Annotated in this window: 19 protein-coding genes; 16 read left to right on the forward strand and 3 right to left on the reverse strand. The window is 63.4% G+C overall.

What is annotated here, in order from left to right; translation table 11 throughout:
* On the reverse strand, window positions 1-251 hold a 251-nt coding region (locus BLR77_RS24075), incomplete at its 3' end, for an Ohr family peroxiredoxin (protein ID WP_139202984.1).
* A 314-nt stretch (window positions 252-565) separates the two neighbouring features.
* Between BLR77_RS24075 and BLR77_RS24080 the strand changes: the two genes are divergently transcribed.
* From BLR77_RS24080 to thrC, 3 genes are all read left to right on the forward strand, one after another.
* On the forward strand, window positions 566-1,294 hold the full coding sequence (locus BLR77_RS24080) for a thioredoxin fold domain-containing protein (protein WP_074682550.1): 729 nt from the start codon (window positions 566-568) through the stop codon (window positions 1,292-1,294).
* Between the two features lie 102 nt (window positions 1,295-1,396).
* A complete protein-coding gene (locus BLR77_RS24085; protein WP_074682552.1) occupies window positions 1,397-2,701 on the forward strand; it encodes a homoserine dehydrogenase in 1,305 nt (434 codons plus the stop codon).
* Window positions 2,702-2,758: 57 nt separating this feature from the next.
* Window positions 2,759-4,168 carry a threonine synthase gene (gene thrC / locus BLR77_RS24090; RefSeq protein ID WP_074682554.1) on the forward strand — a complete coding sequence of 470 codons (1,410 nt, stop codon included), beginning with the start codon at window positions 2,759-2,761 and terminating at the stop codon, window positions 4,166-4,168.
* 58 nt (window positions 4,169-4,226) lie between these two features.
* Here the strand turns inward: thrC and BLR77_RS24095 are convergent, their stop codons facing one another.
* Window positions 4,227-4,478 (reverse strand): hypothetical protein, encoded by a 252-nt coding sequence (locus BLR77_RS24095; protein WP_074682556.1) that lies wholly within the window; start codon window positions 4,476-4,478, stop codon window positions 4,227-4,229.
* Window positions 4,479-4,771: 293 nt separating this feature from the next.
* On the opposite strand from BLR77_RS24095, the gene bacA reads away from it, so the two are divergent.
* The 13 genes from bacA (at window position 4,772) to BLR77_RS24160 (ending at window position 23,465) form a co-directional block, all read left to right on the forward strand.
* A complete protein-coding gene (bacA, locus tag BLR77_RS24100; protein ID WP_074682558.1) occupies window positions 4,772-5,392 on the forward strand; it encodes a biofilm formation regulator BacA in 621 nt (206 codons plus the stop codon).
* A gap of 14 nt (window positions 5,393-5,406) precedes the next feature.
* On the forward strand, window positions 5,407-6,102 hold the full coding sequence (locus BLR77_RS24105; protein WP_064495348.1) for a PspA/IM30 family protein: 696 nt from the start codon (window positions 5,407-5,409) through the stop codon (window positions 6,100-6,102).
* Window positions 6,103-6,152: 50 nt separating this feature from the next.
* Entirely contained in the window at window positions 6,153-6,794 is a 642-nt protein-coding gene (locus tag BLR77_RS24110; RefSeq protein ID WP_074682560.1) for an OB-fold-containig protein, read from the forward strand.
* Window positions 6,795-6,878: 84 nt separating this feature from the next.
* Window positions 6,879-8,924, forward strand: a complete 2,046-nt coding sequence (locus BLR77_RS24115) for a flotillin family protein (protein ID WP_074682562.1) — start codon at window positions 6,879-6,881, stop codon at window positions 8,922-8,924.
* 106 nt (window positions 8,925-9,030) lie between these two features.
* Window positions 9,031-9,270, forward strand: a complete 240-nt coding sequence (locus tag BLR77_RS24120; RefSeq protein WP_074682564.1) for a hypothetical protein — start codon at window positions 9,031-9,033, stop codon at window positions 9,268-9,270.
* 177 nt (window positions 9,271-9,447) lie between these two features.
* Window positions 9,448-14,685 (forward strand): DNA repair ATPase, encoded by a 5,238-nt coding sequence (locus tag BLR77_RS24125; RefSeq protein ID WP_074682566.1) that lies wholly within the window; start codon window positions 9,448-9,450, stop codon window positions 14,683-14,685.
* Window positions 14,686-14,735: 50 nt separating this feature from the next.
* Complete coding sequence (locus BLR77_RS24130; protein WP_139203091.1) at window positions 14,736-15,233, forward strand: rhomboid family intramembrane serine protease; 498 nt, start codon at window positions 14,736-14,738, stop codon at window positions 15,231-15,233.
* Between the two features lie 12 nt (window positions 15,234-15,245).
* Window positions 15,246-15,935, forward strand: coding sequence for a phospholipase D-like domain-containing protein (locus BLR77_RS24135; protein ID WP_074682570.1), 690 nt, complete (start codon window positions 15,246-15,248; stop codon window positions 15,933-15,935).
* On the forward strand, window positions 15,935-18,646 hold the full coding sequence (locus tag BLR77_RS24140; RefSeq protein ID WP_074682572.1) for a DEAD/DEAH box helicase: 2,712 nt from the start codon (window positions 15,935-15,937) through the stop codon (window positions 18,644-18,646). Before BLR77_RS24135 ends, BLR77_RS24140 begins: the two co-directional genes overlap by 1 nt.
* A gap of 84 nt (window positions 18,647-18,730) precedes the next feature.
* Window positions 18,731-20,170, forward strand: a complete 1,440-nt coding sequence (gene gtfA / locus BLR77_RS24145; RefSeq protein WP_074682574.1) for a sucrose phosphorylase — start codon at window positions 18,731-18,733, stop codon at window positions 20,168-20,170.
* Between the two features lie 64 nt (window positions 20,171-20,234).
* Complete coding sequence (locus tag BLR77_RS24150) at window positions 20,235-20,774, forward strand: YaeQ family protein (protein WP_074682576.1); 540 nt, start codon at window positions 20,235-20,237, stop codon at window positions 20,772-20,774.
* 89 nt (window positions 20,775-20,863) lie between these two features.
* Window positions 20,864-22,573 (forward strand): single-stranded-DNA-specific exonuclease RecJ, encoded by a 1,710-nt coding sequence (gene recJ, locus BLR77_RS24155; RefSeq protein ID WP_074682662.1) that lies wholly within the window; start codon window positions 20,864-20,866, stop codon window positions 22,571-22,573.
* Window positions 22,574-22,739: 166 nt separating this feature from the next.
* The gene (locus BLR77_RS24160; RefSeq protein ID WP_074682578.1) at window positions 22,740-23,465 is read left to right on the forward strand and encodes a tellurite resistance TerB family protein; all 726 of its coding nucleotides are present in this window, start codon (window positions 22,740-22,742) and stop codon (window positions 23,463-23,465) included.
* 14 nt (window positions 23,466-23,479) lie between these two features.
* Here BLR77_RS24160 and BLR77_RS24165 read toward each other — a convergent pair whose 3' ends face one another.
* Entirely contained in the window at window positions 23,480-25,252 is a 1,773-nt protein-coding gene (locus BLR77_RS24165) for a SulP family inorganic anion transporter (RefSeq protein ID WP_074682580.1), read from the reverse strand.
* Window positions 25,253-25,264 lie beyond the last annotated feature (12 nt).

Here is a 25,264-nt window from a genome sequence, read left to right on the forward strand (position 1 = left end):
CCTTCGATGAAGGTGTCAGCGGGGATGCTCAGCTTGTCGCGGGCGGCGACGAATTTCAGGGCGCCGAGGAAGCAGGCGGAATAGCCGGCAGCGAACAGCTGCTCCGGGTTGGTGCCGTTGCCGCCAGCGCCGCCGAGTTCTTTCGGGGTGGTCAGGGCGATGTCGAGGATGCCGTCGGAGGAGACGGCGCGGCCTTCGCGGCCACCAAAGGCTTCAGCGGTTGCACGGTAGAGAACGTTTTCGATGGTCATGGCATTGATCCTTGTCGGTGGGGTAGTGATGGATTGGCTTGCTAATCTTTTGTGTGCTAACCGTTTCCATGGAGCGAACTATATTGCGCAAAACATTAGTGCGCAATATAAATATATGGACGATTTGGCTATATGCACATTGGCTATTGGAATAAGCGTGGGATGGGGTGTGTATAAGGTTGGTGTGGGCGAGCGGAGAGTGAGAGGTATGCCGGCCGGATGATGCGTCGTCTGCTGCCTGGTCGGCTGTCTAAAGCGCCATCTGTGGTAGGCTGTAGCGATTTTCACAGGTCCGTCGTTCGACAGGAGTGTTCATGTCCCTGACCCGTATTTCCATTGCCCTGGCGCTCGCGTTGGGCAGTAGTGTCACTCTGGCTGCTGATCCCGATCAGGTCATCCGCCAGACGCTGAAGTCGCTCGACGCCAGCTTGCCGATCGAGGCCATTGCCGAGAGCCCGATGCCTGGTGTCTATCAGGTTCAGCTGGAAGGTGGGCGCCAGCTTTACACCAGCGCCGATGGTCAGTTCCTGATTCAGGGCTATCTGTTCCAGGTCAAGGACGGCAAGGCCGTGAACCTTACCGAGATCGAAGAAAGCCGCGCGGTGGCTCAGCAGATCAATGCCATTCCGGCCAAGGAAATGGTGGTGTTCGCGCCCAAGGCACCGAAGACCCATATCACCGTGTTCACCGATACCGACTGCGGCTATTGCCAGAAGCTGCACAGCGAAGTGCCGGAGCTCAATCGCCTGGGCGTGGAAGTGCGTTATGTCGCCTTTCCGCGCCAGGGCCTGAGCAGCCCGGCCGCCAAGGAGCTGGTCAACGTCTGGTGCGCCAAGGATCAGCAGGAAGCGATGAATCGTGCCAAGGCTCGCCAGAGCGTGGCTGACGCGACCTGTGACAATCCGGTGGCCAGGCAGTATCAGCTCGGTCAGATGATCGGAGTCAATGGTACGCCAGCCATCGTTCTGGCCAACGGCAAGATGATTCCGGGCTACCAGCCGGCGCCGCAGTTGGCCAGGATTGCCCTGGAGTCAAACGACTGAGCGTGGATTGACTAACAAACAGCCGCTTCGTAAGGTGCGGCTCTTTATCCGCGGCCGGGGCATGCTCCGGCCGTTTCGTGCAGTGCTGATGGGGAATTGAGTGTGAAGCCGGTCAAAGTGGGCATCTGTGGGTTGGGCACCGTCGGTGGCGGTACGTTGAATGTACTCAAGCGCAATGCCGAGGAGATTACTCGGCGCGCCGGTCGCGGCATCGAGATTGCCCAGATCGCCATTCGTTCACCCAAGCCTCAGTACGACACCACCGGCATTACCATGACCAGCGACGTGTTCGAGCTGGTTAACAACCCTGAGATCGATATCGTCATCGAGCTGATCGGCGGTTACACCCTGGCCAAGGAGCTGGTGCTCAAGGCCATCGACAACGGCAAGCATGTGGTCACCGCCAACAAGGCGCTGATCGCCGTGCACGGCAACGAGATCTTCGCCAAGGCGCGCGAGAAGGGCGTGATCGTCGCGTTCGAAGCGGCTGTGGCCGGCGGTATCCCAGTGATCAAGGCGATCCGTGAAGGCCTGTCGGCCAACCGTATCAACTGGCTGGCCGGCATCATCAACGGCACCGGCAACTTCATTCTCACCGAGATGCGCGAGAAGGGCCGTGCCTTCGAAGACGTGCTCAAGGAGGCGCAGGCGCTGGGCTATGCCGAGGCCGATCCGACCTTCGACGTCGAAGGCATTGATGCTGCGCACAAGCTGACCATCCTGGCATCCATCGCTTTCGGTATTCCGCTGCAGTTCGACAAGGCCTACACCGAAGGCATCACCAAGCTGACCACGGCTGATGTGAACTACGCCGAGGCGCTGGGTTATCGCATCAAACACCTGGGTGTGGCTCGTCGTACCGAAGCGGGTATCGAACTGCGCGTGCACCCGACGCTGATCCCGGCCGACCGACTGATCGCCAACGTCAATGGTGTGATGAACGCGGTCATGGTCAATGGTGATGCCGTTGGCAGCACCCTGTATTACGGTGCTGGCGCCGGTATGGAGCCGACCGCTTCGGCGGTGGTGGCCGACCTGGTCGACGTGGTTCGTGCGCTGACCACCGATCCGACCAATCGCGTGCCGCATCTGGCTTTCCAGCCGGACTCGCTGTCCGATCACCCGATCCTGCCTATCGAGGAGTGCGAAAGCGCCTATTACCTGCGTATCCAGGCCAAGGATCATCCGGGTGTGCTGGCGCAGGTAGCGAGCATTCTCTCCGAGCGTGGCATCAACATCGAGTCGATCATGCAGAAGGAAGTCGAGGAGCAGGACGGCCTGGTGCCGATGATCCTCGTGACCCACCGTGTGGTCGAGGCGCGTATCATCGAGGCCATCGCCGCCATGGAAGCGCTGGATGGCGTGACCTCGCCGGTCATGCGTCTGCGCGTCGAGCAGCTCAACTAATCCCGTGTCCACCCGCAGGTTTTGCCCTGCGGGTGCTGCAGAACGAAGGTTTATCCCATGCGCTATATCAGTACCCGCGGCCAGGCGCCGGCCCTGAATTTCGAAGATGTGCTGCTGGCTGGCCTGGCCAGCGACGGCGGCCTCTATGTGCCGGAAAATCTGCCGCGTTTCACCGTCGAGGAAATCGCTTCCTGGGCGGGCCTGCCGTATCACGAGCTGGCCTTCCGGGTGATGCGCCCGTTCGTTGCTGGCAGCATCAGCGACGCCGATTTCAAGAAGATTCTCGAAGAAACCTACGGTGTGTTCGCTCACAACGCCGTGGCGCCGCTGCGTCAGCTGAATGGCAACGAGTGGGTGCTGGAGCTGTTCCATGGCCCAACCCTGGCGTTCAAGGATTTCGCTCTGCAACTGCTCGGTCGCCTGCTCGATCACGTGCTGGCCAAGCGTGGCGAGCGCGTGGTGATCATGGGGGCCACCTCCGGTGATACCGGTTCGGCGGCCATCGAAGGCTGCAAGGCCTGCGACAACGTCGACATCTTCATCATGCACCCGCACAACCGCGTGTCCGAGGTGCAGCGCCGGCAGATGACCACCATCCTCGGTGACAACATTCACAACATCGCCATCGAAGGCAACTTCGACGACTGCCAGGAGATGGTCAAGGCCAGCTTCGCCGACCAGGGCTTCCTCAAGGGCACTCGCCTGGTGGCGGTCAACTCGATCAACTGGGCGCGGATCATGGCCCAGATCGTCTACTACTTCCACGCTGCGCTGCAGCTCGGTGCGCCGGCGCGGTCCATCGCCTTCTCGGTGCCGACCGGCAACTTCGGCGACATCTTCGCCGGCTACCTGGCGCGCAACATGGGGCTGCCGGTCAGCCAGTTGATCGTCGCCACCAACCGCAACGACATCCTGCATCGCTTCATGAGCGGCAATCAGTACGTCAAGGAAACCCTGCACGCGACGCTGTCACCGTCGATGGATATCATGGTCTCGTCAAACTTCGAGCGCCTGTTGTTCGACCTGCACGGTCGTAACGGTGCGGCCATCGCCAGCCTGATGGACAGCTTCAAGCAGGGTGGCGGTTTCAGTGTCGATGAAGATCGCTGGACCGAGGCGCGCAAGCTGTTCGATTCACTGGCGGTGAACGACGAGCAGACCTGCGAAACCATCACCGAGGTGTACCAGGAGTGCGGCGAGCTGCTCGACCCGCACACGGCTATCGGTGTGCGTGCCGCCCGTGAGTGTCGTCGCAGCCTGGCGACGCCGATGGTGGTGCTGGGCACCGCGCATCCGGTCAAGTTTCCCGAGGCGGTGGAGAAGGCCGGTATCGATGCCGTTCCGGCGCTGCCGGCGCATCTGACCGATCTGTTCCAGCGCGAAGAGCGTTGCACGGTGCTGGCCAACGACCTGCGTACTGTGCAGCAGTTCGTTGCTGCTCACGGCAATCGCGGCAAGCCTCTCTGAGGTTTTCTGCTTCGACGAAACCGGCGCCTTAGTGGCGCCGGTTTCGTTTGTGCGCCGCTCAAAGGGCGAAGATCAGCGCCAGGAGCGCCATCAGAACGATCAGTATCAGCCAGATCAGGGCATTGAGGCGGCTGGCGCGGAGAATACCTGCGCCGCGCAGGTGGATGGGTGGGGCGTCCTCCAGGTACTGATCGATGCGGCGTTCGGCTTCCTGCTGGTCGTTTGCCAGGTACTCGCTCAGCAGGTCGATGGCCGCCTGGCGTTGATTGGCATGCAGTAGCTGACGTACGGCAGGTGGGAGTTCATTCATGATGCTGCCTGTCTATTGGGTTGGCTGGGCAGGGGGCTTAACTGCGACCCGGTTAGCGCTTTTTTCCGTGCGCAACGGAAGCGTCTGAGGTTTAATTTGACCCCCCGCGAATGGAAGCGTTTTGGTCGAATCATGGATGAGTCTAGGTGCCTGCCTCCCGTGTTCCCATTCTGAGCTGCCCTTCGGCTGTTTTGCGCCGAGGATTACGCGTGCGCGCTCATCTGACGAACGGCATCACATTTATCACATGTGATTACTTTACGGCTCACATGTAAGGGTCTAGGCTGTGACTCATGGACAACAAATCATCAGCCCATTACCAGCGTCTTTATCGCCAGCGCCTGCGTGAGCAGGGGTTGGTGAAGAAGGAAGTCTGGATCTTGCCCGAGCATGCGCCGCTTTTGGTCGCGTTCGAGCGCAAACTGCGCCAGCCACAGTCGCTGCTGGCTTCGATGGAGAAGGAGGAGGGTATGAATATGCCTCAAGTTTGGACCGCTCAGGCGCTGCATGAAGCGCTGGCGGCAACGGAACTGTTCCAAAGCGGCCAGGCCGGCATCGAGCTGATCCAGGGCGCCGAGGCCAGTCTGCACATCACCATGCGCGAGTATGGCGACCTGCCGCTGTTCATCGCCGTGTTCGGCGAGCAGATCGTCGTCGAGGCGCTGCTCTGGCCGGCAGTGGACGTCAAGAACGCGGCGGCCTTCAACGAAGAAGTATTGCGCACCCACAAGCTGTTCCCGCTGTCGTCCATCGGCCTGGAAAAAATGGGCGACGGGCGTGATTGCTACACCATGTTCGGTGCGCTGAGCTCGTCCTCGAGCCTGTCCGACGTGGTGTTCGAGATCGAGCTGCTGGCGGACAACGTGATCAAGGCCACCGAAGCCTATGAAGGCTTCCTCAAAACTGGCGCCTGAGAGGAGATGAGACGATGAATGTCTGGAGCAAGATGCTGACGGCGCTGCGTGGCGGCGCCAATGAAGTGGGTGAGGCGGTGGTCGACAGTCAGGCCCTGCGTATCCTCGATCAGGAAATCCGCGACGCTGATGTCGAGCTGCGCAAGTCCAAGGAAGCGCTGGCCGAGATCATGGCCAAGCAGAAGCTGGCCAGCGACAAGGTGAACAAGAGCGCGGCGAGCATTGCCGAGTACGAACAGTACGCGCTGAAGGCGCTGGACGCGGGCAACGAAACCCTGGCCAAGGAAGTGGCCGAGAAAATCGCCAACCTGGAAGTCGAGCAGGCCAGCGAACGCGAGCAGGCCGAAGGTTTCGCCGCCAGCGTGGCACAACTGCGCAAGGCCGTGACCCAGGCCGAGGGCAACATCAAGCGCCTCAAGCAGCAGGTGGATACGGTCAAGGCTACCGAAAGCGTGCAGAAGGCGCAGATGGCCGTAGCCCAGCGCTATGGTGGCTCGCAGGCCAAGCTGCAGACAGCGGTCGAGTCGCTCGAGCGGATCAAGCAGAAGCAGGCCGAGCGTGCGGCGAAGATGGAGGCTTCGGCCGAGCTCGCCGCCACCAGCGCGCCGGACGATTCGCTGGAAGCCAAGCTGCGCGCGGCCGGGATCAAGGCCGACAACGCCAGTGCCGACAGCGTGCTGGCCAGGCTCAAGGACAAGTCCAAGGCTTGAATGATGCGGGGCGCTCGCGCCCCGTTTCCCTACATCAGGGAAAGGAATAAATGGAACTCTTCCTGCAAACTGCGCTGTCATTTCCCACCGCCATCTACAGCTTTCTGCTGTGTGTGGCAGTCATCTACTGGCTGGTCGTCGCCGCCGGCCTGCTCGAGGTCGATTTGCTCGACGTCGAAGCCGATTCTGTGATGGAAGGCAGCGGCCAGACCGAAGGCCTCGCCGGCCTGCTCTACAAACTCAAGCTCGATGGCGTGCCGGTCACCCTGGTGCTGACGCTGCTGTTCTTCTTCGCCTGGTTCGCCTGCTACTTCATCGAGCTATGGCTGCTGCGTCACCTGCCGTTGGGCATTCTGCGTTACCCGCTGGGGCTGGTGGTCATCGCCGGCGCCTTCGTGCTGGCTGCACCGCTGTGCGCGGTGATCTGCCGGCCGCTGCGGCCGCTGTTTCACAAAGTCGAGGCGATCAGCAGTAAATCGGTGCTGGGCCAGGTGGCGGTGGTTCGCAGTGGTCGCGTTACCATCAGTCATGGTGAGGCGGTGCTGGAAGATGGCGGCGCTGGTTTGATCCTGCGGGTACGTGCCGATGAGGCGCTGGGCTTCAAGCGCGGCGACCGCGTGGTGCTGCTCGAATATCTGGCGGCCGAACACGCCTATCGCATCATCACCGAAGAAGAGTTCCGAGGCGTCTAGCCTCTGCCCACAATCCGTACGTAACAGAGGGCAGGCAGGGTATGCCGAACCTGCCTGCACAACTAGCAAAGGAGTACAGCTGTAATGGAAAACGTTATTCCCTTTATCGTCGGAGCAGGGCTGGTCGTCCTCTTCATCATTGCCCTGATCGCCCTGTTCAAGGCCTTCTACATCAAGGTTCCACAGGGCACCGCGCTGATCGTCAACGACATGAGCTCGACGCCCAAGGTGCATTTCACCGGTTCCCTGGTCTACCCGGTGATCCACCTCAAGGAGTTCATGAAGATCTCCCTGATCACCCTGGAAGTCGACCGCCGTGCGAAGGATGGCCTGATCTGCCGCGACAACATGCGCGCTGATATCACCGTGGCCTTCTACCTGCGTGTCAACGAGACCCAGGAAGACGTGCTCAAGGTGGCCAAGGCCATCGGCGTGGAGCGTGCCTCCGACCGCGCGGCGGTCAACGAACTGTTCAACGCCAAGTTCTCCGAAGCGCTGAAGACCGTCGGCAAGCAGTTCGACTTCGTCCAGCTGTTCGAGAATCGTCAGGAGTTTCGTGATCGTATCGTCGAGGTGATCGGCAACGACCTCAACGGCTACGTGCTCGAAGACGTGGCCATCGACTACCTGGAGCAGACTGCCAAGCATTCGCTGGACCCGAGCAACATCCTCGACGCCGAAGGTATCCGCAAGATTACCGAGCTGACCGCTGCGCAGAACGTCATCACCAACGAGCTGGAGCGCAACGAAGAGCTGGCGATGAAGAAGAAGAACGTCGAAACCCGCGAAGCGACCCTGTCGCTGGAACGCCAGCAGGCCGATGCCGAAGCGCGCCAGAAGCGCGAGATCGAGACCATCCGTGCCCGCGAGGAAGCGGAAACCCTCAAGGTGCGTGAGGAAGAACGCCTGAAGGCCGAACAGGCCCGTATCCAGACCCAGCAGGAGCTGGATATCCGCGCCGAGAACCATCAGCGCGAAGTGGAAGTGGCCCAGCAGAACCGTCAGCGCGCCGTGGTCATCGAGGTAGAGAAGGTCACCCGTGCCAAGGATCTGGAAGTGGTCGCCCGCGAGCGCGAAGTCGAGCTGCAGCGCATCGAGAAGGAAAAGGCGCTGGAAGAAGAGCGCAAGAACATCGCTGGGGTGATCCGCGAGCGCGTCGCGGTCGAGAAGACCGTGGCCCAGGAAGAAGAGCGCATCAAGGAAGTGCGTGAAGTCTCCGAGGCCGAGCGCCTCAAGCAGGTCACCGTGCTCAATGCCCAGGCCGAAGCCGAGCAGGAGCTGGTGCGCCAGGTCAAGCAGGCCGAAGCCGACGAAACCCGTTCCAAGCACAAGGCGGTGGAAATCAACAACCTGGCCCAGGCCGAGCTGGAAGCGGCGGCCAAGGGTGCCGAAGCCAAGAAGAAAATGGCCGAAGGGATCGAGGCCGAGCGCGCTGCACCTGGCCTGGCCGATGCGCGCGTGCGTGAAGTCACCGCTGCGGCCAAGGAGAAAGAAGGCCTGGCTGAGGCCCGCGTGCAGGCCGAGCGCTTGATCGCCGAGGCCAAGGGCGAGCAGGAGAAAGGTCTGGCGCAGGCGCGTGTTACCGAAGCGCAAGCGGCTGCCAAGGAAAAAGACGGCCTGGCCGACGCCAAGGTGCTGGAAGAGAAACTCGGCGCCCAGGCGCGCGGTGAAGAACAGCTCGGCACCGCCAAGGCCAAGGCGACCCAGGATCTGGGTATGGCCGAAGCGCAGGTGCTGCTGGAGCGTCTGAACGCCGAAGCAGAAGGTCTGGGCAAGAAGTTCGGTGCTCTGGATTCGCTCAGCGACAACGCGCGTGCTCACGAAGAGTTCCGCATGCAGCTGGAGAAGAGCTTCGAGGAAGCCATGGCCGCCATCGCCGCGAACAAGGAAATCGCCAAGGATCAGGCCGAGGTGCTGGCCACCGCGCTGGCCAAGGCGAAGATCGAGATCGTCGGCGGCGAGGGCGACTTCTTCAACTCCTTCGCCAAGTCGCTGTCGGTGGGCAAGGCCATCGAAGGTGTGGTCGGCAAGAGCCCGGTGGTGCAGGACGTGTTGTCGCGTCTGCTGGCTGGCAAGGCGGCGCCCGCTGCCCCGGTGGCAGCGCCGAGCGCCGGGCCTGATCAGGCCTGAGCCCTGTCTGTAGGGTGGGCTTCAGCCCACCATTGCTCACTGTGGTCGGGGCTTTAGTTGCCCCCGCCACATGACCACCTAATTTCGACCAATCAGGGAACATGTGATGTCAGAGCCAAGAGATTATCTGGAGATGACCTTCCGCTCGATCCAGTGCTTCAGCAATGACGGCCGTCTGGATGCGCAGGAACTCAAAGCGCTGCTGGAGATCGCCGAGCGAGATGGCGTGATCGACGACAACGAGGTGCGGGTGCTGCGCAAGATCATCGCCCAGGTGCGCCCAGAAGAGATCGACTCGGCGCTGCGCGACAAGATCGCCATCGTCGAGAAGAAGATCGGCGCATAGCCCGCTGGGTGGACAAGCTTCGCATTGTCCACCCTACCCACTCTCCTGGCTTGTAGGGTGGGCTTCAGCCCACCATGTTGGCCTTCATGGTGAGCTGAAGCGGAGCCACGCCCGGCCCAACCTGCCAGCCCCTCTGCGGAGGGGCGTTTCAGACGCAGCAGATTCAGGATGACTACGATGTCGGACGCACACACACAGGACGTATTGGACAAGGCCGTCGCCGAAGGCGGCGCCTACGAGGTGTTGCAGCGGCGCCTGCAGGAGCAGGGCCAGCGCCTGCGCAGCTTGACCGAAACGCTCAACGGCCAGCGCCTGGCCGAGTTCGGCAGCAGCGCGATGGAGGCCATTGGTCGGGTGCGTATCCGCACCGAGAACAACTGCATCGCCCGCGATATCGTCCAGGTCGGCGAGTGCCTGCTGTTCGGCTACAACGTGTTCCTGGGGTTGAAGAAGGAAACCAGCGTCGCCGACGTGTTCTCCCTCTATCGCCTGGTGGAAACCCCAGACGGCTTCGATGCCGAATCGGTGCCGCTGGACGGCAGCTTCCTGGCCCAGGCCAGCTTCGTCGCCGATTTCAACGAGCTGTACACCTACTACAAGAACACCCGCCTGCTGCAGTTGGCCATCCGTGACGGCAAGCTGCTGGCGAGTTTCCAGATCGGTGAGCGCATCACCGACATCCGCGTGTTCCGCTGGTCGATCTCCACCGACGGCAAGGACGTGCGCTATATCGACAACCGCGGTGAGCGCGATATCGCGCTGCCGGCGCCGTTCGACTTCGAGTGGCAGAAGACCACCCGCGAGATGGTGGTCATGGGCCGCCATCCGCACGTCAACATCCTCGACACCGTATTCGTCGAGACCGTTGGCGGCGACCTGACCATCAAGGTCGAGAACAACACCCAGGACGGCCAGGGTATCTACCGCGAAGCCGTGGTCGACAAGACCCAGTCGCTGGATGATGCGCAGATCGAATATGCACGGCTGGGCAGTTTGATTCTGCTCAAGATCCTGCCGTACCGCGAAGAACAGTGGCGCTACCTGGTGTTCAACAGCCTGACCAACCAAGTCGAGCGTATCGATGCCATCGGCCTGGCCTGCGTGCAGCTGCCGGAAGACCACGGCATCATCTTTCCCGGCGGTTACTACCTGCAGAGCGGCGAGTACAAGACCTTCGAGCAGCCCATGGGCGGCATGCGCTTCAAACGCTCGGTGCGTTCGCCCAACGGCGAGGACGTGCAGTACATCTTCTACCACCCGGAAGAAGGCCGCTCGGCGCTGTTCACTTACAACATGATCAACCGCCAGCTGCACAACCCAATCTTCGGCCACGGTTACGCGCGCCTGGAAGACGGGCGCATGGTGATCTTCGCCGCCGAGGGCAGCGAACCGACGCGCATCCACCCGATGCAGATCTGGCAGACGCCGTTCGAGAGCGAGGACCATGCTGCTCGCCAGCCTGCGCGCAGTGGCTTCTTCGGGCGCATCGGCAACGCCGAGCTGGTGCGTGGCGTGTCCGATCTGCTCAATCTGAGCCGCGAGATCGACAGCCGCGAAGTGTCGGTGGCGCGTTACACCCAGCTGTGCCAGAACACTCGTCGCCTGTTCGACATCTACCACTGGCTCGGCGACGCCCAGTGCGCCGATCTGGCGCCGTTGCTGCGCGAAGTGGCCGCTACGTCCGAGCTGGTACTGGATGAGTTCGAGAAGGTCGAGAGCATTCGCCAGCAGTCCAGCCGGGCCATGGCCGAGGCCGAGTCGCGGCAGAAGAGCCTGCTCTCGGGCCTGCTGGTGGACAGCTGGGACGAGGTGCAGCATTTCGTCGAGGCGCTCAACGCCATCACCGCGCAGCGCGGCCAGTTGCTGACCATTCGCGACTACCGCTACATCGACGTGGCGCGTATCGACGCCATGGAGACCGAGCTGCTCGAAGCGCAAGAGCGCGTGGCCGGCGCAACTTCGGCCTTCCTCGCCAGCGATGCGGCGCTGCAACCCTATGTACAGCGCCTGGGCGAGCTGGATGCCCTGGCGCAGAAGGCCGATACCGTCACCCAGCTCAATGAGCCGCTGGTCGAGATGCAGGAGATGGCCGGCAACCTCGACATGCTGTCGAGCCTGATGGCGTCGCTGAAGATCGATGACGCCACCCAGCGTACCGCCATCGTCGAATCGATTTCCGAAGTCTACGCCCGCCTCAACCAGGCCAAGGCGCGCGCTGAGCAACGGCGCAAGGGCCTGGGCTCGGCCGAGACCGTGGCGCAGTTCGGCGCCCAGTTCAAACTGTTCGGCCAGGGCATCACCAACGCCCTGGCGCTGGCCCAGGACCCGGAGAAGTGCGACGAACAGCTGTCGCGCCTGCTGGTGCAACTGGAAGAGCTGGAAAGCCAGTTCGGTGATCAGGAACAGTTCCTCAGCGATATCCTCGGCAAGCGCGAAGAGCTGCTGGAAACCTTCGAGTCGCACAAGCAGAGCCTGCTCGACGAGCGTCAGCGCCGCGCCCAGGGTGTGCTCGATGCCGCCCAGCGCATCCTCGACAGCCTCGTCCGGCGCACCGCGCGCCTGACCCAGATGGACGAGCTCAACGCCTTCTTCGCCGCCGACCCGCTGATTCTCAAGCTGCGCGAAATGGCCGAACGCCTGCGCGAGCTCAAGGACAGCGTCAAGGCTGACGACGTCGAGGCGCGCCTGAAGGCCGCCCGCGACCAGGCGGTGCGGGCACTGCGCGACAAGAGCGAGCTGTTCGAAGAGGGCGGCAACGTCATCAAGCTCGGCCCGCGCCACCGCTTCAGCGTCAACACCCAGGAACTGGATCTGACCCTGATGCCGCGTGGCGATGCGCTGTATCTGCACCTGACCGGTACCGATTTTCTCGAACCGCTGCGCGACGAAACCCTTGAGAGCCTGCGCGACTACTGGCAGGTCTCGCTGGAGTCCGAATCGCCCTCGCTGTACCGCGCCGAATACCTCGCCGGGCTGGTACTGGACGCCGCTCTGAGCGGGCGTGAAGGCCTTAGCCTGGATCTGCTCAAGACTCATCTGGCGCAGCCGGATGACCTGACCCGGCTGATCCGCGACTTCGCCGCGCCGCGCTACAAGGATGCCTACGAGAAGGGCATCCACGACCACGATGCCGCGCTGATCCTGATCCAGCTGTTGCCACTGCGCGAAAGCGCCGGGTTGCTGCGCTATGCGCCGGCCGCCCGTGGCTTCGCCGCGCTGTTCTGGAACCGCTGGGGGGCGGACATCGAGGCCGAGCTGTGGCCCGAGCGCGCGCGCAGCAGCCTGCACCTGCGGCAGATGTTCGGCAGTGAAGATGGTGTGCTGCGCCTGCAGGAGGAGATCGGTGCAGCGATGCAGCGCTTCCTCGCCCAGCACCCGCTGGCGGTGACTACCGCGCAGCGCCAGGCGGCCGCGGCCTACCTGGTCGAGGAGTTGGCGGCCAAGCCCATCGAGTTCACCTTCAGCAAGTACGCCCGGCAACTGCTCGACACCCTGCAGCAGCGCATGCAGGCCAGCCATGTCTGGGATGACTACCGTGAGGCGCTGGACAACCTGCGCGGCCGGCCGGTGCAGCGCTGGTCGCTGGCGCAGACCTGGCTCGATGGCCTGTGCGCGCAGGATCAAGCGCTGGGAGAACTGATCGAATACATTCCCGAAGCCGTGGCCATCAGCCTGCTGGACGACGAGTTCCCGCGTCGCTTCACCGAGGTCGACCTGCGCTTCACCGTCAGCGGCCTGCTCGGCGACCATCCGCGTGTGCAGGACGGTGCACTGGTGCTGGCCATCGACGACTACTTCGCTCGCCTGCAGCAGCACCGCGGCGATTTCGTGCCGCAATTGCAGCGCTACCAGGCGCTGCGCCAGGAGGTGATCAACCGCGAGCGCCAGGCCCTGCGCCTGTCCGAGTTCAAGCCGCGGCCGCTGTCGTCCTTCGTGCGTAACAAGCTGATCAACGATGTGTATCTGGGCTTTATCGGCGACAACCTGGCCAAGCAGATGGGCACCGCTGGCGAGAACAAGCGCACCGACCTGATGGGCCTGCTGATGCTCATTTCGCCGCCTGGCTACGGCAAGACCACGCTGATGGAGTACGTGGCGCATCGCCTGGGCCTGATCTTCATGAAGATCAACGGCCCGGCCCTGGGCCACGAGGTGCGCTCCATCGACCCGGCGCAGGCGCCGGACGCCACCTCGCGCCAGGAACTGGAGAAGCTCAACCTGGCGTTGGAGATGGGTAACAACGTGATGCTCTATGTCGACGACATTCAGCACACCCATCCCGAGTTCCTGCAGAAGTTCATCTCGCTCTGTGACGGCACCCGGCGCATCGAGGGCGTGTGGAAGGGCAAGACCAAGACCTACGACATGCGCGGCAAGAAGTTCTGCGTGGTGATGAGCGGCAACCCGTACACCGAGTCCGGCGACGTGTTCAAGATCCCCGACATGCTTGCCAACCGTGCCGACATCTACAACCTGGGGGATACCCTGGGCGGCATGCAGGAAGCCTTCGCCCTGTCCTACATCGAGAACAGCCTGACCTCCAACCCGGTGCTGGCGCCGCTGGCCACCCGCGACATGGCCGATGTCTATCGCTTCGTCGCCAAGGCCGAGGGCAAGCCGTTCTCCGCCAACGAGCTGTCGCACACCTACAGCGCTGCCGAGATCAACGAGATCACCTCGACCCTGCAGCGCCTGATGCAGATTCGCGACGTGGTCGGCCGGGTCAACCAGCAATACATCGTCAGCGCTGCGCAGGCCGATACCTACCGTACCGAGCCGCCGTTCAAGCTGCAGGGCAGCTACCGCAACATGAACAAGATGGCCGAGAAGATCAGCTCGGTGATGAACGATGCCGAACTGCTGCAACTGATCGCCGACCACTACCAGGGCGAGTCGCAGCTGCTCACCACCGGCGCCGAGGAAAACCTGCTCAAGCTCGCCGAGCTGCGCGGCAACCAGACGCCCGAGCAGGCCGAGCGCTGGGCGCAGATCAAGCGCGATTTCATGCGCAACAAGGCCATGGGCGGCAGCGATACGGACGTCGGTGGCCGCGTGGTGGCGCAACTGGTCGATCTGGTCGAAGGCGTGCGTGGCCTGGCGGCCAACAAGCCGAGCGCCGAGACGCCGAGCGTGCCCTGGGAACAGTTGCTGGCCGGTCTGGACCATCTCGGTAAACTGCGCCCGCATGTGGAGGTGGTCGCACCACCGCAGCCGGGTACGCAGAAACTGCTGGAGAGCCTGGCCGACAGCCTGGAGAACAGCTTCCTGCCGCTGATCAAGTCGATGGACAAGAAGATCGACATCGATCTGCGCACCCATAACCGCATGTTGGAAATCTCCACCCAGCTGCGCGACCTGAGCGCGCACCTGGGGCAAGAGCAGCGCGATGGCGCTGCGGACGACGAGGCGCCGTGAGGCGAGATGGGCTGAAGGTATTGCTGCCGCTGCTGGCGATCGCCGGCGGCATGCTGCTGGTGCAGCTGGTCAATGGCGCCTTCGCTGGCGCCTTGAACGTCTGGGGGCTGGTGCCCCGGCACGTCGAGGCGCTGCCCGGCATTCTCTTCGCGCCCTGGCTGCATGGCAGTTGGGCACATCTGCTCAGCAACCTCAGCGGTCTGCTGGTACTCGGCAGCCTGGTGTTGCTGCGCTCGCGTCGCGACTTCTGGTTCGCCAGCGCTTTTATCATCCTCGGCAGCGGGGCGCTGGTGTGGCTGTTCGGTCGCACCGGCCTGCATATCGGCGCCAGTGGCTGGCTGTTCGGCTTCTGGGGGCTGCTCCTGGCGCGCGCCTGGTTCGAGCGCAGCCTGCTCGACCTGCTGTTGGCGGTGCTGGTGTTCTTTCTCTATGGCGGCTGGTTCTTCGGTTTGCTGCCGCGTGCTGGCGTCTCCTTCGAATATCACCTGGCGGGGGCTTTTTGTGGCGTGCTTTACGCCGCCCTGAGCCGCCGCCGTCTCACTCGATGAAAAGGACTTTATATGGATTTCAACCGTCTCGATCAGCAACTGCGCGACAGCCTGGCCGACCTGCGTCTGAGCAACGAGGAGCGCGACGAACTGCGCCAACTGGGCAGCGAACTGAGCAGCGATCAGGTGCGTTTCATGCGCAACCGTGCTTTCGCTCTGGCCCGTGAATTGATGCGTGAGCCGCAGAACGTCGAGCCGGTGCTGAAGTGGCTGGAGCAGGTGATCAAGACCCTCGACAGCGTCGGCAGTGCGCCGCGCGTGGAGCATGCCAGCGCTCACTTCAGTCCGGGCGAGAGTTGCCGGCGCAAGATCCGCGAGCTGTGCCGCCAGGCACGCAAGAGCGTGGATATCTGCGTCTACACCATCTCCGACGATCAGCTCAGCGAAGAGGTGCTCGCCTGTCATGAGCGCGGTATCGCCGTGCGGGTGATCACTGACAACGAAAAACAGTTCGATGCCGGCAGCGATATCCAGTGGCTCCGTGACAAGGGTGTGCCGCTGCGTATCGACGCCGGGCCTTATCACATGCACCACAAGTTCGCCCTGTTCGATGGCCGTCTGCTGCTCAACGGCAGCTTCAACTGGACGCGCAGCGCCACCACCAGCAACGAGGAAAACCTGCTGGTGATCGACCATCCGCAACTGCTGGCAGCTTACAGTCGTGAATTCGAAGCGCTCTGGGCACGCTACGCAGGTAATTGATGACTCATCCTCACGCTCGCCAGCTCCTCGGTTTCTATCGCAGTTGCTACCTGGCCGACAGCCGCGACCTGGACCTGGATAACCTCGGCAAGCTGCCCGCCAACCGCTGGGCCTGGCTCGACGGGCGTGAGGAACTGGCCAGCGGCGGCATACCACTGTTGCCATTGTCGGCCGAGCTGGGGCGCAGCCTGGCCGAGGCGCAGGCGTTGTATCAGCGTGAACTGCAACTGGTCTATGGCGTGTTGCCGATCTGCGGCCGCCTGCAATTGGAGAGCGGTGGTTCACAGACGATCTGCGGCCCGCTGTTCTATTACGAGGCGAGCCTGCAACCGACGGCGGACGGGCAGAGCCACTTGCTCGCCATCGACCCGCAGCAGGTGCATGGCAACTGGCGTCTGCTGCGCCGTCTGTTCGATGAACGCGGCAACGCTAGCTTAGATGGCCTGCCACTGCCGACGGGAACGCTGGATGCTGCCTCGCTGGGCCAGTTGCTCGCCTGGGTGGCGCGCACTACACAGGTGCGCGAGGTCAGCGAGGCCGCTGGTTTCCCGCAACTGGTGAGTGGCGAGGTATTGGCCAAGGCCCAGCGGCGTCGCAGCTTGTCGCTGCAGGCCGGTGCCTTCGTCGCGCTGGTACCGCGCGGCAGCGGTAGCCGTGGCATCGCCCATGAGCTGCAACTGCTGCAGGACGCCGAGCGACTGTCGCCTGCCTTGTTGCAACTGCTGGGCGAAACACCAGCCGTGCAGACAGCGGGCTCGTCCAGCAGGCCGCAGCGTTTGCCGGCGCAGCTCAGCGCGGCCCAGTGCCAGGCGCTGGCCAATGCCGCGCGCCATCCGTTGAGCCAGATTTCCGGCCCGCCCGGTACCGGCAAGAGCTACAGCCTGGCTGCCCTGGCGCTGGATCGTTATCTGCAGGGTGAAAGTGTGCTACTGGTCAGCCGCAGCGCCCAGGCGGTGCGAGTGATCGCGCACAAGTTGCGCGAAGACTTCGGCCTGCGTGACGGCGTACTCGAAGGGGATGGCCAGAGCCTGCGTCAGGCCTTGCGCGAGCGTCTGGAGCGGTTGCTGCAGGGTGAGTTCGAGTGGGTGTCGGAACAGGTCGAAGAGCGTCAGCGCAGCGAACTCGAGGTGCTGACGCAGGCCGAGCTGCGCCTGTCGGCTGATTTTCGCAAACGCTGCGAGCGGGCCGTGCGCTGGAGCCGTCTGCTGCTACGTGCCGAGCGCGGCAGCCTGGCCTTCTGGCAGCGCTGGCTGCAGGTGCCCTGGGTGCGCAAGCGTATCGGCAGCAGCGTGCGGCCCTGGGCCTTGCTGGACGAGTTGCGCGATTGCCAGCAGCGCCGCCAGCTTCTCAGTCGTGAGCACCTCAACAGTCATCGCGCCCTGAACCTCAAGCGTCTGCTGGTCAGCGACCGCGCGTTGTTCGTGCGCTACAACCAGGCCATCCGCGCGCGCAATTCGCAGCGCCAGCTGGCGTTGTTCGAGGGGATCGACCCGGCGCGCCTATTGGCCGCGTTCCCGATCTGGGTAGTGACCCTGGACGAGCTGCATCGCCTGCTGCCCCTGCGTCCGGAATTGTTCGACGTGATGGTGATGGACGAGGCGACGCAGTGCGACATTGCCTCGGCGCTGCCGGCCTTCCAGCGCTGCAAGCGTGCCGTGGTCACTGGCGATGCGCGTCAGTTGCGGCACATTTCCTTCCTGTCCCGCGTACGCGAGACGCAACTGCTGCAACGCGCCGGCCTGCACGCCGAGGAGCGCGAGGCCTGGAGCTATCGCGACAACAGCGTGCTGGATCTGGTCGGTCTGCAACTGGCCAGCCAGGAGGCGGTGGTGTTTCTCGACGAGCATTTTCGCAGCCGCCCGGCGCTGATCCGCTTCAGCAACGAGCTGTTCTACGACCAGCGCCTGCGGGTGATGAAGGAGCGGCCCGGCGTTGATGCCTGCGACAGCTTGCAACTGCTGCGTATCGAGGGCCAGCGCGGGCGCAACGGTGCCAATGAGGCGGAAGTCGAGCGGGTACTGGAACTGATCACGGCGCATCTGGCCGAATACCAGAGCAGCCCGCTCAAACCGAGCATCGGCGTACTGTCGCCATTTCGCGATCAGGTCGAGCGCATCCGCATGCGCATCGGCGAAACGCTGCCGCTGGAGCAACTGCGCGAGTTCCGTCTGCTGGTGGATACGCCTTACGGCTTCCAGGGCGAGGAGCGCGACCTGATGATCATCAGCTTCGCCATCGATGCTGACGCCAGTCAGGCGGCCAGCTACCTGAATCGTGCCGATCTGTTCAACGTCGCCATCACCCGCGCTCGCGAGCGTCAGTTGCTGCTGTTCAGCGGCGATGAACGGCAACTGCCGGCTACGCACCTGCTGCGTCGTTACCTGGAGTTCTTGCAGAAGCCCGGCGCCGTCTGGCAACCCGGTGCCACCGACACGGTGCGGCAGAGCCTGTGTGAAGCGCTGCAGGGGCAGGGCGTCAGCGTATGGAGTCACTATCCGCTGGCCGGGCAGGTGCTGGACCTGTTCTGCCGGCGCGGCGACAAATGCCTGGCCATCGACCTGATCGGCTTTCCGGGGGAGGGCGAGGGCTTTCTCGAACTGGAGCGTTACCTGGTGCTGGCGCGCGCCGGTCTGGAAACTCTGCCGCTGAGCTACGGTCTCTGGCAGGAGGCGCCAGAGCAGACGTTGCAGGCGATACTGGCGCGACTCTGACGCTTCAGCTCATTGACCCGATGCCACGGGTTCTCTTGAGGCAGAGGCGATCGAGTCCTAGACCATCAATGTCCCGGGGGGCTCATGGCGCTGCGCAACGCTGTTCAACTGATCACCTATCCTGACCGCCTGGGGCGTAATCTGGGGGAGCTTTACCAACTGCTGGATCGGCATTTGGGTGACGCGCTTGGTGGGGTGCATATCCTGCCTTTGTATCCGTCAAACGCCGATGGAGGGTTCTCCCCGCTCACGCACATGGAGGTGGATCCACGCTACGGCGACTGGGCGGATGTCGAGCGCATCTCCGCACGTTTCGACCTGTGCGTCGATCTGGTGATCAGTCATATCGCGGACGAGTCGCCGGAGTTTCTCGATTTCGTCGCACATGGCCAGGACTCGCCCTACGCGGATCTCTTCGTTCAGGTGGATCGCTTTGGCGAAATCACCCATGACGACCTGGCCAGGATCCATATCCGCAAGGAAAAGGAGCCTTTCCGCGAGGTACGGTTGGCCAATGGTGAAACCTGCCGGGTCTGGTGCACCTTCACCGAACGGCAGATCGACCTCAATTACGATTCGCCGAAAACCTACCAGTTGATGGAGCAGTACATGGCCTTTCTCGCCGCGCGCGGGGTCAAGCTGTTTCGCCTGGATGCCTTCGGCTACACCACCAAACGTATCGGTACCAGCTGCTTCCTGGTAGAGCCGAACGTGTATCGCATCCTCGAGTGGTTCCGTGAGACCGGGGCCAAGTACGAGGCCGAGATGCTGCCGGAGGTGCATGACCACATCAGCTACCAGTACGCCATCTCTCGGCGGCAGATGCGTCCCTACGGCTTCGCTCTGCCGCCTTTGGTCTTGCACGCATTGCTCAGTGGCAGCAGCCGCTATCTCAAGAACTGGTTGCGGATGTGCCCGCGTAACCAGATCACCGTGCTCGATACCCATGACGGCATCTGCATTCCGGATGTCGAAGGCATGCTGCCCGAGGCGCAGATCCAGTACCTGATCGATGAGGTCTCGACACGCAGTGCCGATCCGATCATGCGCCGCTCGGCGGTGAACGTGCACAGCGTCGGGGCCATCTACCAGCTGACCTGCACCTTCTACGAAGCGTTGATGCGTAATGACGAGGCCTATATCGCCGCACGTGCCATACAGTTCTTCGTGCCCGGTATCCCGCAGGTTTACTACGTTGGCCTGTTGGCTGGCTGCAACGACTTCGACCTGCTCGAGCAGACCGGCGAGGCGCGCGACGTCAATCGCCATTACTACAGCCTCGAGGAGGCCGAGCAGGCCTTGCAGCAACCCCTGGTGCAGCGTCTGCTGGCGCTGATGCGTTTTCGTTGTCAGCATCCGGCCTTCGAGGGGCGTTTCGAGCAGAACTATTCGGCTGACGACCAACTGCTGCTGGCCTGGCGTCATGGCGAGCATTACTGCCGTTTGCACCTCGATCTGAGCAGCCTGCAGGGGACCATCGAGTACACCGATGAGCAACTGAGGATCTGCCGTATGGCCTGCTGAAGATCGGCGTTGGCCATGCTTTCGCGTTAGACTTGCGCTCTTTCGACCAGCCAAGAAGCCCGCCATGGCCCTGCCATCGACCACCTACAAGATCGACCTGAACCTCACCGACATGGATCGCAGCGTCTACCAGAACCTGCGTTTCACCGTCGCCCGTCACCCGTCGGAGACCGAGGAGCGACTGGCTGCGAGGCTGATCGCCTATGCGCTGTTCTATCACGAGCAGCTGGCGTTCGGTCGCGGCCTGTCGGATGTCGACGAGCCGGCGCTGTGGGAAAAGAGCCTGGACGATCGCGTGTTGCACTGGATTGAAGTGGGCCAGCCCGACAGCGAACGCATCACCTGGTGCTCGCGGCGCACCGAGAAGTTCAGCCTGGTGGCCTACGGCAATCTGCGCGTGTGGCAGGGCAAGTGCCTCGACCCGGTGCGCAGCCTGAAGAACATCAACGTGGTTGCTCTCGGTCAGGAGGCCTTGGCCGACCTGGCGCTGGACATGCCACGTTCGCTGAACTGGAGCGTGATGATCAGCGATGGCGAGTTGTTCGTCACCGACGAGCGTGGTCAGCACGAGATCCCCATTGAGTGGCTTGCTGGTCAGCGTTGAAACCGTAGCCCGGATGCAATCCGGGAAAATGGTTTTGCACATTCCCCGGATTGCATCCGGGCTACATCAAGAAAAGCGACACCTTGCTCATGCGTATCGAAGCCCGTCCCTTACCCGCCCAACTGCCTGATCTGGGCAATCTGCCGCCTTTGCTGACCCGCCTCTACGCCGCTCGTGGCGTGCAGTCTGCCGAGGAGCTGGACAAGGGCCTGGCACGGTTGATCCCCTACCAGCAGCTCAAGGGCATCGACGCCGCCGTCGAGCTGCTGGTCGAGGCGCTGGCGCAGCGTCAGCGCATCCTCATCGTCGGCGACTTCGATGCCGACGGCGCCACTGCCAGTTCGGTTGGCGTGCTCGGCCTGCGTCTGCTTGGTGCGGCGCATGTCGATTACCTGGTGCCGAACCGCTTCGAGTACGGCTATGGCCTGACCCCGGAGATCGTCGCCGTGGCGCTGCAGCGCCAGCCCGACCTGCTGCTGACCGTGGACAACGGCATCTCCAGCGTCGACGGCGTGGCGGCGGCCAAGGCCGCTGGGCTGACGGTGCTGGTCACCGATCACCACCTGCCGGGGCCGGAATTGCCGGCCGCGGATGCCATCGTCAACCCCAACCAGCCGGGTTGCGACTTCCCGAGCAAGGCCATGGCCGGCGTCGGGGTGATGTTCTACGTGCTGCTGGCGCTGCGCGCGCGCCTGCGCGAAACCGGCTGGTTCGCCAGCCGCCAGGAGCCCAATCTGGGCGAGCTGCTCGACCTGGTGGCACTGGGTAGCGTCGCCGACGTGGTGCCGCTGGATGCCAACAACCGCATCCTGGTGCATCAGGGCCTGGCGCGCATTCGTGCCGGCCGGGCACGGCCGGGTCTGCGCGCAATTCTTGAAGTCGCCGGGCGCGATCATCGGCGTATCACCTCCACCGATCTCGGTTTCATCCTCGGGCCGCGCTTGAACGCAGCCGGGCGCCTGGATGACATGAGCCTCGGCATCGAGTGCCTGCTTTGCGACGATGAGGCCCTGGCCCGCGATATGGCCGTGCAGCTCGACCAGCTCAACCAGGATCGCAAGGCCATCGAGCAGGGCATGCAGCGCGAGGCGCTGGCCCAGCTCAAGGATCTGTCCCTGGACGACATGCCGTTTGGCCTGTGCCTGTTCGAGCCCGACTGGCACCAGGGGGTGATCGGTATCCTCGCTTCGCGTCTGAAGGAGCGCTATCACCGTCCGGCCATCGCCTTCGCCGATGCCGGCGACGGCATGCTCAAGGGCTCCGCGCGCTCGGTGCCTGGGCTGCATATCCGTGATGCGCTGGACGCCGTAGCGGCGCGTCATCCCGGGCTGATCAGCAAGTTCGGCGGGCACGCCATGGCCGCCGGGATGTCGCTGCCGCAGGAAAACTTCGGCGCCTTCGCCGTTGCCTTCGATGCCGAGGTACGCCGCCAGCTGTGCGAGGACGATCTGACCGGCCGCCTGCTTTCAGACGGCCAGCTCGATGCCACCGAATTCCATCTGGAACTGGCCCGCGCCCTGCGCAACGCCGGGCCCTGGGGGCAGCACTTTCCAGAACCGCTGTTCCACGGCGTGTTCCAGATCGTGGGCCAGCGGATCGTCGGCGAACGTCACCTGAAACTGGTACTCAAGACCGAATGCGGCAGCGTGCAGCTCGACGGCATCGCCTTCAACATCGATCGTGAGGTCTGGCCCAACCCGACGCTGCGCTGGGCCGAAGTGGCGTACAAGCTCGACCTCAACGAGTTTCGCGGTAACGAGACGGTGCAACTGATGGTGGCGCATATCGCGCCGCGCTGATCACGGTTGCGATGAAATCCGGCGTTACCAATCTGCCCGTCCGGCTCGGGCGAACTCTGCTAGAAACTCTCGTCAATTCAACCGATGTCGGTTGAGGGGCATCCGGAATTTCCCTGCACTATCTGGGGTCGGATGCACCGGTGCCTACTTTTCAGGAGAGTTCGCGATGAACACCAGCAATCTGCTCGACCAACTGCTCAAGGCCGGCCAGCAGGCCATGCAGAAACCTGCGGCGAAGAGCCCTCAGGTGCAGCAGGCAGGCGGTTTGGGTGGCCTGCTTTCTGGCGCAGGCCTGGGTAGCCTGCTCTCGGGTGCCGGGGGCGGCGCGTTGGCGGCCGGTGCCGTCGGTCTGCTGCTGGGCAGCAAGAAAGCGCGCAAGATGGGCGGCAAGGCGCTGACCTACGGTGGCCTGGCTGCTCTCGGGGTGATGGCGTACAAGGCCTATGGCAACTGGCAGGCGCAGCAAGCCCAGCAGGGCGGCGCGCAGCCGGTCGAACCGCAAACCCTGGACCGTTTGCCGGCACCGCAAGTCGAGCAGCACAGCCGCGCCATTCTCAAGGCGCTGGTAGCGGCGGCCAAGGCCGATGGTCATGTCGACGAGCGTGAGCGCCTGCTGATCGAAGAGGAGTTGGGCAAGCTGGCGCAGGACGCCGAACTGCAGAGCTGGCTGCACACCGAGCTGAACAAACCGCTGGATCCGGCCGACGTGGCGCGTGCCGCCAGCACACCGGAAATGGCCGCCGAAATGTACCTGGCCAGCGTGCTGATGGTCGACGAGGAGCATTTCATGGAACGCACCTACCTCGAGGAGCTGGCGCGTCAGCTGAAACTGCCGCTGGAGCTGAAGAGCGAGCTGGAAGCTCAGGTGCGCTCGCTGCCGGTTGGTGCCTGAGCCGTCCTCTCGTTTCAGTCCGCATGCCGGGCATGACCCGGCATCGCGTCATCACCATGATCGCTCAGGTAGGCTTCGACGGCCGCACTGACCGTTGGTTGAAGATGCTGCGCTTGATCGCCATGCAGCAACCCGAAGCGCCGCAGCTTGTCCTTGAGCGGCCCCTTGACCTCCGCGAAGTGCAGTTCGATGCCGGCGTCCGCCAGCATTCGTTCCAGGTCGCCAAGCATGTCGGCAGAGGTCACGTCGATGCTGGTAACCGGCTCGGCAGCGATCACCACGCGGCGCACCGGCGCGGGGGCTCGCTCCAGCGCCTGCAGCAGGCATTGCTGGAAGAGCTCGGCATTGGCGAAGAACAGCGGGGCGTCCCAGCGAAACAGCAGCAGGCCGGGTATCTGCCTTGCATCGGGGTGTCGCTTGATGTCATGGAAACCGCGTATGCCCTCTACCTGGCCGAGAACGGTGTAGTAAGGGCGCCAGCCGTCCCAGAGAAACTCGATCACCGCCAGCACCACGGCAATGCCGATGCCGGGGATCACGCCGAAGGTCACCACGCCGGCGAAGCAGGCCATCGACAGCCAGAACTCCCATTGCTGCACACGGAATATGCGCCGCAGGTCGGTGACCACGAACAGGCCGATGACAGCGGCAATCACCACCGCGGCCAGCGCACTGGTAGGCAGGTGCTGCATCAGGTCCGGGGCTAGCACCAGCAGCAGGGCGACGCTCAGGGCGCCGACGATACCGGCGACCTGGGTCATGGCGCCTGCCGCCTCGGCGACCGGCGTGCGTGACGAGCTGCTGCTGATGGGAAAACCCTGGAACAAGCCGCCGGCCAGGTTCGCCGCGCCAAGGGCGACCAGCTCCTGATTGGGGTCTACCTGGCGTCCGGTACGGGCTGCATAGGTACGCGACAGCACGCTGGTGTCGGCGAATGCGACCAGTGCGACGGCGATGCCGCCCAGCACCACGCTGGCCAGATCGACGCCGCTCAGCCAGGGCAGGGTGAAATTGGGCAGCCCCTGGGGGAGTTCGCCGAGCACCTGCACGGCCTGAGTATCGAGATCGAACAGGGCGACAGCCAGGGTTGCCAGGGTCACGGCGATGAGGATGCCGGGCAATTGCTTGAAGCGGCTCAGCAGCAGGATCAAGGCCAGTGTGCCGGCGCCGACGAGCAGGCTGTAGAGGTGGGCCTGGCCCTCGATCAGCGCGCTGGCGATTGCCCGGATGTCACTGAGCGGACCCTGGCTGTCGATGCTAAAGCCGAACAACTTGGGCGCCTGGCTGATCAGCACGCTCAGCGCAATACCGTTCATGTAGCCATAGCGGATGGGCTTGGACAGCAACTCGGTGATGAACCCCAGGCGCAGTAGCCCGGCAATCAGGCAGGTAAGGCCGGCCACCACGGCCATCATGCTGGCCAGGGTAACCGCACGCACCGGGTCGCCGCCGGAGAGTGGCAGCACCACGGCGAGAATCAGCGCCGCCAGGGCCGAGTCCGGGCCGAGCACGAGAATACGGCTGGGGCCGAACAGGGCGTAAGCCAGCAGTGGCACGATGGTCGCGTACAGACCGTAGATGCCTGGCACGCCGGAGGCCTCGGCATAGGCAATGCCCACCGGCACCAGCATGGTGGTCAGCACCAGGCCGGCGGCAATGTCCTTCGGCAGCCAGGCGAGGCGATAGTCCTTGAGCAGTTGCAGGCCCGGAAGCCAGCGTAGCCAGCCGCGCTGTTGCGAAGTGGCAGGAAGCGGCGTGTGTGGCTTGCTTGCAGGGGCTGGTGGCATCGCGGACGGGCT

The organism is Ectopseudomonas alcaliphila, from assembly GCF_900101755.1.
GTDB lineage: Bacteria > Pseudomonadota > Gammaproteobacteria > Pseudomonadales > Pseudomonadaceae > Aquipseudomonas > Aquipseudomonas alcaliphila.